This window comes from Paraburkholderia sp. ZP32-5, from assembly GCF_021390495.1.
Taxonomy (GTDB): domain Bacteria; phylum Pseudomonadota; class Gammaproteobacteria; order Burkholderiales; family Burkholderiaceae; genus Paraburkholderia.
This window is the reverse complement of record NZ_JAJEJP010000003.1, coordinates 675,808-688,177: the sequence shown is the minus strand read 5'-3', so window position 1 is coordinate 688,177 and position 12,370 is coordinate 675,808. Positions and strand designations below refer to the sequence as shown.

The 12,370-nt window shown below is 62.2% G+C and carries 11 protein-coding genes; 4 read left to right on the top strand and 7 right to left on the bottom strand.

What is annotated here, in order from left to right; all coding sequences use genetic code 11:
* Positions 1 to 98: 98 nt before the first annotated feature.
* A complete protein-coding gene (locus L0U82_RS35580; protein WP_233838395.1) occupies positions 99 to 1,436 on the bottom strand; it encodes an MFS transporter in 1,338 nt (445 codons plus the stop codon).
* Between the two features lie 55 nt (positions 1,437 to 1,491).
* On the opposite strand from L0U82_RS35580, the gene L0U82_RS35575 reads away from it, so the two are divergent.
* Positions 1,492 to 2,412, top strand: a complete 921-nt coding sequence (locus L0U82_RS35575; protein ID WP_233838393.1) for a LysR family transcriptional regulator — start codon at positions 1,492 to 1,494, stop codon at positions 2,410 to 2,412.
* A gap of 17 nt (positions 2,413 to 2,429) precedes the next feature.
* Here L0U82_RS35575 and L0U82_RS35570 read toward each other — a convergent pair whose 3' ends face one another.
* The 3 genes from L0U82_RS35570 to L0U82_RS35560 are packed head-to-tail and all read right to left on the bottom strand — an operon-like array spanning position 2,430 to position 6,671.
* On the bottom strand, positions 2,430 to 3,956 hold the full coding sequence (locus L0U82_RS35570) for an efflux transporter outer membrane subunit (protein ID WP_233838391.1): 1,527 nt from the start codon (positions 3,954 to 3,956) through the stop codon (positions 2,430 to 2,432).
* Entirely contained in the window at positions 3,953 to 5,041 is a 1,089-nt protein-coding gene (locus tag L0U82_RS35565; protein WP_233838389.1) for an HlyD family secretion protein, read from the bottom strand. Before L0U82_RS35565 ends, L0U82_RS35570 begins: the two co-directional genes overlap by 4 nt.
* Positions 5,042 to 5,051: 10 nt before the next feature.
* On the bottom strand, positions 5,052 to 6,671 hold the full coding sequence (locus tag L0U82_RS35560; RefSeq protein ID WP_233838387.1) for an MFS transporter: 1,620 nt from the start codon (positions 6,669 to 6,671) through the stop codon (positions 5,052 to 5,054).
* Between the two features lie 442 nt (positions 6,672 to 7,113).
* Between L0U82_RS35560 and L0U82_RS35555 the strand changes: the two genes are divergently transcribed.
* Complete coding sequence (locus tag L0U82_RS35555; protein ID WP_233838385.1) at positions 7,114 to 8,169, top strand: LysR family transcriptional regulator; 1,056 nt, start codon at positions 7,114 to 7,116, stop codon at positions 8,167 to 8,169.
* Here the strand turns inward: L0U82_RS35555 and mug are convergent.
* Positions 8,098 to 8,631 carry a G/U mismatch-specific DNA glycosylase gene (gene mug, locus L0U82_RS35550; RefSeq protein WP_233838384.1) on the bottom strand — a complete coding sequence of 178 codons (534 nt, stop codon included), beginning with the start codon at positions 8,629 to 8,631 and terminating at the stop codon, positions 8,098 to 8,100. The two genes, L0U82_RS35555 and mug, sit on opposite strands and share 72 nt — an antisense overlap.
* A 40-nt stretch (positions 8,632 to 8,671) precedes the next feature.
* Positions 8,672 to 9,643: a GlxA family transcriptional regulator gene (locus L0U82_RS35545; RefSeq protein ID WP_233838383.1), complete on the bottom strand. Its 972-nt coding sequence runs from the start codon at positions 9,641 to 9,643 to the stop codon at positions 8,672 to 8,674.
* Positions 9,644 to 9,948: 305 nt separating this feature from the next.
* Between L0U82_RS35545 and L0U82_RS35540 the strand changes: the two genes are divergently transcribed.
* Together L0U82_RS35540 and L0U82_RS35535 are read left to right on the top strand one after the other, a co-directional pair.
* Positions 9,949 to 10,584 carry a GlxA family transcriptional regulator gene (locus tag L0U82_RS35540; RefSeq protein WP_233838382.1) on the top strand — a complete coding sequence of 212 codons (636 nt, stop codon included), beginning with the start codon at positions 9,949 to 9,951 and terminating at the stop codon, positions 10,582 to 10,584.
* Positions 10,581 to 10,880 (top strand): ArsR/SmtB family transcription factor, encoded by a 300-nt coding sequence (locus L0U82_RS35535; RefSeq protein WP_233838381.1) that lies wholly within the window; start codon positions 10,581 to 10,583, stop codon positions 10,878 to 10,880. The genes L0U82_RS35540 and L0U82_RS35535 overlap by 4 nt, the downstream gene beginning before the upstream one ends.
* A 36-nt stretch (positions 10,881 to 10,916) precedes the next feature.
* Here the strand turns inward: L0U82_RS35535 and L0U82_RS35530 are convergent, their stop codons facing one another.
* Positions 10,917 to 11,846 carry an AraC family transcriptional regulator gene (locus tag L0U82_RS35530; protein WP_233838380.1) on the bottom strand — a complete coding sequence of 310 codons (930 nt, stop codon included), beginning with the start codon at positions 11,844 to 11,846 and terminating at the stop codon, positions 10,917 to 10,919.
* Positions 11,847 to 12,370: the final 524 nt, after the last annotated feature.

Below are 12,370 nucleotides of genomic sequence, written 5' to 3'. Positions count from 1 at the left end.
ACACCTCCACAGTCAGCAACATCAAAAAGCGAATCGGCTGAATAGAACGACAGGATTGAATGGCGCCGCCGACGCGCCAATCGTCGTAGCTTCTTCAATCAGTCCGGCTTGGCCTGCACCCGAGCCTGAAGCGCCGTCGTACGAGGCGCGCCGATCCAGTGAATGACGGCCGCGAGAACACCGATCGCGATACCAAACGCGACGATGCCGTTCCAGCCGAAGCGCGTCATCAACCAGCCACTGAGCGTCGCACCCACCGCGCCGCCGAAAAATGTCGCCGTCATATAGAGGCTATTGATGCGGCCCTGCGCGGTCGGATCGACGGCGAATGCGCGCGTCTGATTCGATACGAGACCGGATTGCACGCCGATATCGAGCACGATCACACCGGCAATCAACAGCACCAGCGAACTCGCCGCGCCGGAAAGAAGCAGATAAGCCAGCGTGACGATGCCGATACTCGCGCCGATCACTTTGCGAAAGCCGATCCGATCGGTTGCATTGCCGCCCAGCGACGCGGCAAACGCGCCGGCCGCGCCGATGATGCCGAAGCCGCCCGCCCACGCGCTGCCGAGATGCCACGGACCGCTCGCGAGAAGCGCGGCGAGATTGACCCAGAACGCGTTGAAACATGCCCACAGCAACGCCTGAATCACCATCGATTCACGTATCGGGCGGTGATCCCGCATCAGCGGCCACAGCGAAGCCAACAACCGCCCATACGACAGATCCGTCGACGGCACGCCGCGCGGCAGCAGCGACGCGGCGACAATCCAGACCGGCACCATGAAGGCCGCTTCGACGCCGTACACCGCACGCCATCCATACTTCGCGCCGATCACACCGGCAACCGTACGGCCGGCCAGGATGCCGACCATGATGCCGCTCACCACGGTGCCGACGTTACGCCCGCGTTCGTGAGGCAACGACATCACGGCAGCGAACGGCACCAGTTGCTGTGGAACGCAACTGACGATGCCAAGCCCAAACGACGCCGCGACCAGCGCCCAGATGCCGGGCGCGAACGCGGCCGCGAGGCCGAACCCGCAGGCGAGCACGATCTGGATCAACACGAGCAGGCGGCGATCGAACCGGTCGCCAAGTGGCAGCAGCAATGCGAGGCCGGTCGAAAAACCCAGCAGCGATGCCGCCGCGACGAGATCGACCGTCGTCAGGTTGACGTGCAGGCCCGCGGCGATCAACGGCAGGATCGGCTGCGTGCAATACACGTTGGTAATCACTGCGCCGGCAATGATCGCCATCATCAGGATCTTGCCGCGCGACGCGACCGTGGGCGTCGCGGGACCGGCGCTGGAGGTAGTAGAGCTGTTAGGGGTAGTTGAGCCGCGCACGGCAATCTCCTGGTTCGTTTGCTTGGGGCATCGACATCGACATGCCGCTATCGGGGTGCATGTATGAACGGTACGCGCTTGCATTCACAAAGAGAATCCATCAGGATCAAGATTCATCCTTCCACCAATTGAGAGGATCATGAATCGTCTCGAAGCCATGTCGATCCTGATCGCGGTCGTCGATGCGGGCAGTCTGTCGGCGGCCGCGCGTCATCTCGACATGCCGCTGCCCACGGTCAGCCGCAAGGTTGGAGAACTGGAATCGCACCTGAAAACGCGTCTGCTGCATCGCACGACGCGCACGCTTTCGCTGACCGAAGCCGGCGCCGCATACGTCGCTGCATGCCGGCGCATTCTCGAAGAGATCGGCGAAGCCGAGCGCGCCGCGACCGGCGAATACGCGACGCCGAAGGGTGAACTCGCGGTGACCGCGTCGGTCGCTTTTGGCCGTCTGCACGTGGTGCCGGTGATCGCCGACTTTCTCGCGCAATACCCGGAAATCGACGTCAATCTGATGCTGACCGACCGGGTCGTGCATCTGATGGACGAGCACGCGGACGTCGCCATCCGCATCGGCGAGTTGCCGGATAGCACGCTGGTCGCGAGGAAAGTCGGCGCGGTGCGACGGGTCATCTGCGCGAGTCCTGCATATCTCGACGCGCAGGGCGTGCCGGCCAAACCAACCGATCTCGGCGCGCATCGCTGCGTCTCGTTCGAAGCGCTCGAGTCGATGCGCGCGTGGACGTTCGGGTCCGGCAAGTCGGAGCAGTCGGTGCCCGTGCGGGCGCGGCTCGCCGTCAATACGGCGGACGCCGCAATCGCAGCCGCCATTCGCGGCGTCGGCTTGATACGCGTGCTGTCCTACCAGGTGGCGGACGCGATTCGCGCCCAACAACTTCGCATCGTGCTGGAGGCATTCGAAGCCGCGCCGCTGCCGGTTCATCTGGTGCATGCGGGGCAACTGCCGCTGCCTTTGAAGCTGCGGGCGTTCCTCGACTTCGCGACGCCGCGGCTAGCCGAGCGGATAGCGGGCGAATCGGGCACGGCTGGAAGAAGATGAACGCCACGCATCGCGCGTTACCCGCCATAGGTGGACTCCCAACCTCCTCCCAGCGCCTTGCAGAGCGTGATGAGATTCGTCGCGGCCGCCGCCTTACTCTTTTGCAGATTGCTCTGCGCATCGAGCAATTGCCGCTGCACGTTCAGCACGTCGAGATAGTCGAGCGCGCCGCCCTTGTAACGCTCGCGCGCAACCGCGAGCGCGCGCTCGTTCATGCTGACCGCGGCGGCAAGCCGATCGCGGCGACGTTGCTCGGCATCGTAGGTGACGAGCGCATCGTCGACTTCGCGCCATGCGCGCAGCACCGTCTGCTTGTAGACGATGGCGGCCTCCTGCTGTTGCGCCTCGCGTAATTGCAGCGTGCCCTTCAGGCGACCCCCTTCGAATATCGGCAACGTCAGCGACGGGCCGACGACGAATTGCCCCGACGCCCAACTGCCGAGATTCGACAATTGCAGACTCTGCAAGCCCGCGCTGCCGTTCAGCGTGATGCGCGGATAGAAGTCGGCCTTGGCGACGCCGATTTCCGCCGTCGCCGCATGCAACTGCGCGTCGGCCCGGCGGATATCGGGCCGGCGCTGCACGAGTTCGGACGGAAAGCCGATCGGCACCTTCGCGGGCAGCACCGGCACTTCACGCGATTCACCCAGCGTCTGTCGCAGCGCGCCGGGTTGCTGGCCGAGCAGCAGGCCAATCGCGTTGATCGTCGTTTCGCACTGCGCTTCGAGCGTCGGAATCAGACTTTCGATGTTCTCGACCTGGGCCGACGCATTCGACACGTCGAGATCGGTCGTCACGCCTTCATGCGCGCGAACCCGGGTGAGCTTCAGGACGTCGTTGGCGATCTCGAGATTTTCGTTCGCGATCCGTAACAGATCCTGCGTGTCGCGCAACTCGACATAGTCCCGCGCCAGCTCGGCGCGCGCGCTGAGCAACACCGCGTTACGGTCCTCGTACGACGCATCGGACAGCGCGCTCGCCGCTTCGACGCTGCGTCGCACGTGCCCCCACAGATCGACCTCCCACGACGCGTCGAAACCCGCCTGATACAGGTTATAGGCCGGCGAGCCCGCTGAGCCCGGCAGCGGCGCCACGCCGAGCGGCGCGCTGCCGGACGCCGATTGCGGCGTGCTTTGAGCCGGCGTGACGCCCAGCAATGACAGGATGCCGTTTGGGCTGCCGCGTTCGCGGTTGTACGAGACCGCGCCGTCGAGCGTCGGATATTCGGCCGCGCCGGCCACCCGGCGTTGCGCCCGGCTCTGCAGCAGGCGCGCGGAAGCCGCGGCCACGTCCAGATTGGCGTCGGCCAATTGCTTTTCCAGATCGTTCAACACCGGATCGTTGAACAGCATCCACCAGTCCGGACCGAACTGTGCCTGCACGGCCTTGCTCGGCGACTGCGCGGTCTGGGTGCGCTCGAAGACGTCCGGCGTCGCCGATTGCGGATGCTCGAAGTTCGGGCCCACCGTGCAGCCTGTCAGCGCGGCGCAAGCCACGACCGTCGCCGCGACGAACGCGCGTAGGGAGTATTGGGTGCCGTTCATTTTCTTTGCGCTCCGTCAGCTATCGCCTCGTTACCGTGAGCCACCGCAACCGCCGCTTCGACCGACAGCCCGACGCTCAGTGCGGACGCCGCGGACTGCCCGCGATCGATCGTGATCTTGACCGGCACACGCTGTACGACCTTCGTGAAGTTGCCGGTCGCGTTGTCGGGCGCGATCGGCGCGAAGCTCACCCCGGTCGCCGGCGCGAGACTATCGATGCGACCGCGAATCACCACGCCAGGCAGACTATCGACCGTCACGCGCACGCTTTCACCCGGTCGCATGTTGGTGATCTGGCTCTCCTGGAAGTTGGCGAGCACATACGCATCGGACAGCGGCACGATCGCCAGAACCGGCGCGCCGGGCGCGACGATCGCGCCGACTCGCGCCGAGCGGCGGCCCACCTTGCCGTCGACCGGCGCGCGAATCTGCGTGTAGGACAGATTGAGCTGCGCCTGCTCCAGCATCGCCTGCGCGTGCTCCAACGCGCCCGCGGCCTTGTCGCGTTGCGCGCGCAGCACGTCGAGGTTCTGCTCGATGGCCATCAACGCGGCCTCGTCATGCGACTGTTGCGCGAGTTGCTGCGCGAGCGTGCTGGAAGCGCGCTGTTGTTCCTGCGCGGTCCCCGCGCCGACATCGGACAGATTCTGGTAGCGCGACGCATTGGCCCGCGCAAAGCCAATCGACGCATCATCGGAGCGCAACGTTGCGCGTGCCTGCGCGACCAGCGACGGCTGCCGCGCGATCTCCGCGTCGAAGTTCGCCACCGACGCTTTCGCCACCGCGACCTCCGCCTCGGCGCTCGCCAGCGCGGCGCGATAGTCGCGGTCATCGATGCGTACCAGCAGTTGGCCCGCTTTCACGTCCTCGTTATCGTTGACGAGTACGTCCGTGATTTGCCCCGCGACGCGCGGAGCGACCAGCGTGAAATCCGCGGTGACGTAGGCGTCGTTCGTGGATTCCGAGTTCGGGCTCGACAACAGTTTCGTAGCAGCCCATGCCGCGAGACCGGCAACGATGATGGCCGCGGCAATACGAAGGAGCGTGAGCGGTGACTTTAACGGCGAATGCGTGATCGATGACATGGTTTGTCTCTCAATGCGAAGAAGGCGGCGTCGTGCTCCACGGCGGAAAGATCCGCACCGGCAACACGGGAACCAGCAGAAGAAGAGCAACGGCAACGCACGCCATCACCCGGTAGAGATCGGCCGAAGTCAGGACCAACGCCTGCTCGTGAATCCGGTGCGCCAGCTGACCGATACCGTAGGCCGTATCGGCACCCGGGTACGCGATCGGCGCGCGATTGCCCAACTGATCGACCAGCACGTTCGAATGGAAACGCTCGCGCGCGGTGCCCAGACCTTCGATGAGCCCGGTCGCCACGGCGGCGGAAAACGTCTTGACGGTATTGAACATCGCCGAAGCGAATGGCCCTTCGGTGGGCGGCAGCCCGGTCGTCACGCCCATCAGGATCGACATGATCACCAGCGGCTGCGCGACGATCTGCAATGCCTGCAGCAGGTAGAAGTTGTCGCGGATCCACTCGGAGGTCATCAAGCTGCCCATCGCGCACGTGATGAACATCAGCATCAGCCCGATGGCGATCACCCAGCGATGATCGGCGCGGCGTGTGTTCAGCAACGCGGCCGTCAACGGCAGCGTGATCAGCAGCGGAACGGCGAGCAACAACGACAGCGGCGCGGTCTGCAGCGGCCTGTACATATGGACTTTCGCCAGATATTGGCCGGGTATCGCCGCGAGACCGACCAGCAGGATTACGTTGCCGAGCAACGTGAAAAGGCCGTGCGTGAAATTCCTGCGCACCAGCAGTTGCAGCTTGAAAAACGGCACGGGCCGATACCATTCGTTGACCAGAAACACGACGAGCAGCAACCCGCCCGCGCAGAACATCACGCGGATAAACGCCGAGTCGAGCCAGTCGAGCCGATCGCCTTGCAACAGGCCGGCCACCAGCATCGCGACAGCGGGAAACCCGGTCAGCAGCCCGAGCCAGTTGAACGAACGGAATCGCTCGAGTTTTATGGGGTCCGCGGGAAGTCCTTGCTGAATCGCGATGCAGCACAACACGCCGAGCGGAATGATCTGCCAGAACGCCATGCGCCAATTGACGAACTCGGTCCACAACGCGGCGAGCGGCGTTCCCAGCGCCGGCCCGAACGTCGCCGTCAGCGCATAGCCGGCGAGACCATAAAGCTTCAGATTGGGCGGCAGATACCGCAGCGCCACGATGATCAGCATCGGCGGAAGACATCCGCCCGCGATGCCCTGAAGAATCCGCAATACGTATAGCGCCGGCAGATTCGGCGCCAACGGACACAGCAGACCGAAGAACATCGTCGCGAGTACCGCGCCGACCGTAAATCGCTTCAGCGTGAACGTGATGCCGAACCACGGCGCGAATACCATCGTCGCGACGTTCGCCGCTTCGAACAGCGCGGTGAGCCAACTGCCGTCGTCATACCCGATCGACAACGCGCCGCGGATATCGGTCATCGCAGCCGCGGTCACCTGCTCGTTGAGGATCGCCAGCAACGACGCGAACAACATACCGACGAGCCCGAGCGCAATACGCGCCGTGAACTGCACCTGCGCGGCAGCCGGCGGCGGCGCGGACACGACGCGTGCGGGGCTCGCTTCCAGCGCTTGCGGAACAGTTACCGCGTCGGATCCAATTGTCACAGGGTTCGCATTCATATGATTCGCTATTCAGTTAGCCCACGCACTGCTTGCACACAACGTTTGAACGCCTCGTTTCGTTAGCGTTACTGTCGATGTCGACGTGGATGTCGATACTCAGCTATCCGATCCGTTCGTCGCGCGTTCACGTTGTTCATCGATTGCTTCATTGTCAGATATCGACCACATTAGTTAAAGCGCCGGCTTGTCCGCTTTTGGGCCATCTATTGCGAAAATCCGGCCAGGGCGTCGCGCATTGGTCAGCGGATCGATACGAGTGGCAGGCCGTACGGGAATACGAAAAATGCGACGCACCGAGCTGGATTCGTCGGCGGTGGGACATTTATGCGCTGTTTTGAGTCAACTGAAGCGCGGACCGGCGATCCACCGGTTTGGGGCGCCTACAATCCGTGGATGGGTGTCGTGGCCGAAGCGGCCGACCCGGCTTACGGAGAGCAGCATGGACAGACTGCGCGAAATGGAATTGTTTGTAGCCGTCATCGAACAAGGCAGCTTTAGTGCCGCGTCCGAGAAATGCAGCCTGTCGCGCCCGGCGGTGTCGCACGCGATCAAGTCGCTCGAAAACCGCTTGGGCGTGCAATTGCTCGCGCGCACGACTCGCGCCGTCCGGCCGACGGATGCGGGCATCGCGTATCTGGAGGCATGCCGCAAGCTGCTTGATGGCATCGCCGATACGGAGTCGAGTATCGCCGGCAATCCTCGCAACCCGGTCGGCACGCTGACGATCACTGCCCCGGTGCAGTTCGGCCAGCGCTTCGTTGCGCCGCTCGTCAACGCTTACACGCTGCGCTACCCCGACGTCAGCGTCAATGCGATCTACGTCGACCGTCCTGTTCGTCTGCTCGAAGAAGGCGTGGATGTCGCGATTCGCATCGGCCACCTCGAAGACTCTTCCACGTTTGCGATTCGCCTCGGTTCCGTGCGGCGGCAAACTTTTGCGTCGCCCGCGTATCTCGCTGCGCACGGCGAGCCGGTCCATCCGCGCGAGCTGACACACCACCATTGCGTATCATTCACCGGCGTGTCCCAGCCATTCGACTGGGTATTCTTCGAGCACGGCGCGAAGATGCCGGTGCGCCTCAGGCCGCGCATGATCGTCAATCTGGCGCCTACCGCCATTTCGGCCGCGAAGGATGGCGTGGGGATTACGCAGCTGCTGTCGTATCAGGCGGCGCCTGAGGTGTCATCAGGGGCGCTGGTGCCGATCCTGCGAGCCTTCGAACCGGAGTCGACACCGGTCAGCCTGCTTCATATCGAACGGCGTGGCACGAGCGCGAAGATTCGATCCTTCGTGGACTTCGTGACGGAAACGCTGCAACAGAATCCGCACCTTCAGTGTGGAAACGGCTTGATGTCTGACGCGACGTGCGCGACGAGCTCTGGCCGCGATACGGCAACGGCTGCGGCCGTTCGGGACCAGGGTCTAGTCCCGCATCGAGTCAGCCGCGATACGCAGTTCACGATAAGCGCTGACCAGCGCATCGAGGCTGAATGAACGGTTCAGACCGCTAGGGTTCGGCAGCACCCATGCGCGCGCGCCGCCAAAATTGTCCGCTTGCAAACCCCATTCGATATCGCGCCGGCCAGAAATTTCGGCAAGCGCCATCTTGCCGAGAAAGGCGATGAATCGCGGCGCGTACTGTCGAACCTTCTGTTCCAACTGCGCGGCAGCGGCCTGGATTTCGGCTCTCGACAACTGGCTTGCGCTGGCGGTCGGGCGCGCAACGGCGGCAGTCAGCCCGTAGCCGAAGGTCAATAACTGGCGGTCGTTTTCGGGGCGAAATTCCTCGCTCGTATAACCGGCGCGATGCAGAACCTTCCAGAACCGGTTACCTCGGCCCGCAAAGTGATGACCCGTCGATGCCGCGCTCAAGCCAGGATTAATGCCGCAAAAAAGTATCGACAGGCCCGGCGCGATGACGTCGCGCAACGTCTGCGCCGAATCGGCATTCGTCATGGATGTCATCGTATGCATGCTCGCGGCCCGCGCATCGGCGTCACTGGCGCGCATCGGCTTCCGCCCTGAAGCGCATCCGATACTGCTTCGGCGTCACATTGAGCCGCCGCGAAAAGGTCGTGCGCATATGCGTGGCATTGTGAAAGCCGCATTTGAATGCGACCGTCTTCAACGGCGCGTCGGTATCCTCCAGCAGCTTCCTTGCTGTGTCGACGCGAACCTGCTCGACAAACACCGACGGCGTCACCTTTGCGTGCTTCGCGAACATTCGCGACAAGGTGCGCCGACTCACCGCGGCCGCGTTCGCGAGGTCCTCGATGGAAAGCGTATCGGTTATATGTTCGCTCACGTATCGATAGACCTTGCTGAGTATCGGATCCTCGCCCTTGCCCGCGCCGAGATACGGGCTGTACTGGGACTGCCCGCCTTCGCGCTGGATATAGACGACCAGGCGTTTTGCGACCCGCACCGCCAGCTCGCGCCCCCAGTCCTCCGCGACCAGCGCCAGACATAGATCGATGCCCGCCGTCACGCCGGCCGATGTGAAGAGCCGTCCATCACGAACGAAGATCCGGTTGGACTGCACGTTGGCTTGCGGAAATTCGTTGGAGAGCCGGTTTGCGTCCGACCAATGGGTCGTGACCTCCTTGCCATCGAGGAGCCCCGCGTGCGCGAGTACGAATGCGCCATTACAGATGGAGCCAAAGCGCTTCGCGTCGCGCGCCTGACTCTTCAACCACGCGAGGAATTCGTTCGATGGGCGTGCTTCGGGCAGTTGCGGCCCTCCGGCTATCAGCAGCAGATCCCATTGAATGTCACGATCGGCATAGCCGGAGGAAACGGCCAGTTGCATGCCGTTCGAGCACGTCACGGTACCGGGCTCGCGCGCGACGAGTGTCACTTCGTAGCGTTGCTGCTCGGACAGGAATGTATTCGCCTCCGCGAACACATCGAGCGGACCTGCCACATCCAGTGCCTGCACACCATCGAATACAACAATGGCGACTTTCATACCGTGACCTTCATGGTGGTAACTATGTTTTCCGTTAGCGCGCCCGGACATACCGGATCGATACGAAACAACCGGCACGCCGCGTTTCAACGAAGCCGTGCCGCAGCTTACCGCATCCGCCGTGGTCCTGGCCGTCAGTGTTTAGAAACAGTCTTGTATCCCGGCATAACGAATCCTTCGTTAGAAGCCTGCGCACCCGTCAGCATCACAAAACATGCTCGCATGGCCCAAAACGTTCGCTAATTGGCAAGCAAGCGCACCATTCGTGCATTTGCCCGGCGGCATCGACTAGCTAGACTGTGTGCATGGTCACCTTACTGGCTAACCAGCACATGCGTGTCGCGATGCTGCTCTATGCGGGGTTTCAGATGCTGGAAGTCAGCGGTCCGATGGATGTGTTTCATCAGGCCAACCGCCTGTACGGCGAAGTACTTTATGAACCGCATCTGCTCGGGCCTTCACCGGGGCCGGTCCGCTCGTCGAATGGTATTGCGGTCAACGCGACCGGGAGTCTGCTTGAAACGAGCACGCCGTTCGACACTATCGTGGTCCCCGGTTCGCCGGTGATCGGTTCGGTGCGCGAGCATCGCGAGCTGGTTGCGTGGCTAGGCGATGCCGGGGCCAAAACTCGCAGACTGGTGTGCATTTCCAGCGGCGCGTTTCTCGTTGCGCGCGCGGGTTTGGCCAACCATCGCTTGTTGGCCGCGCATTGGCGCGATGCTCATCGCCTCGCGGCAGAAAATCCACTGGTGCACGTAATGCCGAATCCGGGCTGTCTGAAGGATGGCAACCTGTATTCGTCGGGCGGCGCAAGCGCCGGCATTCACGTGGCACTGTCGTTGGTTCGGGAAGATCTTGGCGATCACGCGGTTAAAACGATTTCCGCGGCGCTGCTTGCGCCGCCGGATCAAAGTGCGGGACCTGAGAAAACAGCACCATGATAGACACGAACCTGATTCACAAGGCTCTCGCCAATCCTCTGCGACGAGACATCCTCGCATGGTTGAGGACGCCAGCCGAGGCCTTTCCGACATGCGATATCCACCTGGGGCAAGGTGTGCCCGCGCATGCGATCCACGCACGCAGCGCTCTTTCCCAGTCGACGGTCTCAGTGCATATCAGCGTACTCGTCGCGGCGGGGCTGCTGGTTTCGATGCAAGTGGGCCAATGGACTTTCCTTTCGCGCAATGAAGAGGTGATACGTGCGTTCGTGGAACAGATTCGTCAGCACCTGTAGGACCATTGCCATACAACGCTGCTTTCTCCAGCTCGCTCACTCTTTCGAACGCATCAAGCCCGGGCGAATGCCGAAGCGCCGCACCATCGCGCGGCTGAATGCATGTTCCGATTGATAGCCAGCTTGCGCGGCGATCGCAGCGATCGAATCTTTGGTGCGAAGAAGATTCATGCGGGCAAAATCGAGCCGCAAATCGGTGGCGAACGCGAGCGGGGTCTGCCCGGAAACACGACGAAAACTTCTGACCAGCGTTGCGCGCGAAGTGTCCGCGACCGCGGCGAGTTCGTCGAGCGTCCAGTTGCGCGCAAAGTCGTTGATCAAGGCCGTCACCACTCTCGACGTGACTTGATCGCCGAGCAGTCTGACGAGGCCGATCGTGGGCGGACTCTCTTCCAGGTGCAGACGTAGCAGCATCAGAAAAAGCACACTGGCAAGTTCGGTCGCAATCAATCTTCCGCCCACACGTCCTTCATCGAGTTCGTCGCGGATTGCGGTGAGCAACACACTTAAGCGGTCAACGACACCGTCGCCGGAATGCATCACGAGAAGATCGGGCAACACGGCCAGCACCGGATTGCCGGGCGTGTCGAATTCCAGACGCCCACAGATGATTTCGGTGTCGGGCGCGTGATCATGTGGGCCCGGCTGCCTGAGCGCATTCGGAATCCCGGCGGCAAGAGCGTCGGTTGTCGACGACTTTGCGGACCCGATCACATGCGCATTGCCGTGCGGCAAAAGGAGAACGTCACCCGTTTCAATCGTGAGCGGGCCGGCACTCACCTGTTCCACCACGCAACTGCCGCGCACGACGATATGGAACCATGCCTGACCGACCGATGCATGCCCGTTCGATCGGGCCCATTCGCTATCGAAGCGACACAGTTCGTCGATGATCGGCCGCGCGCGCAGTAGCGGCGCAATGCCCTCGAAGATGTCGATGGATCGAGCGATGGAGTCTGCCTTCATTTTGATCCTGTCGGATATAACAATGATTCTTTCGGTCATTTACATCTCCGGTCGCGCCTCCTAAGCTCCAGTCATCGAGATTCGCTCCGCCATTCAGATTTACCGCTTACGCCCTCCCTATTTAACATCAAAAGCGGGGACAGGCAACCCGAATAAATATTATAAAACCCATAGTAAATAACAGCATAAAACGGGAATGGCGATATGTCGAACGGAAATTGATCGCGACGAAATAATAGAGTGCGACAGTTCGGTGATTTCGTATTATTAATTGAAATCAACTGGCCTTTTTCGATTCGCGACAATTCACTGAAAAACCAGCAACTGACTTTCATGGGACCGGAGTAAGCGCTTTGCATGGGACCGGAGTAAGCGCTGAAGCGCCAACTCCGGATCGACAGCTAAAGCGCTAAGTCCGGTCGACCGCGATAAACGCATGGGACCGGACTAAGAGCTTTGCATGGGACCGGAGTAAGCGCTGAAGCGCCAACTCCGGATCGACAGCTAAAGCGCTAAGTCCGGTC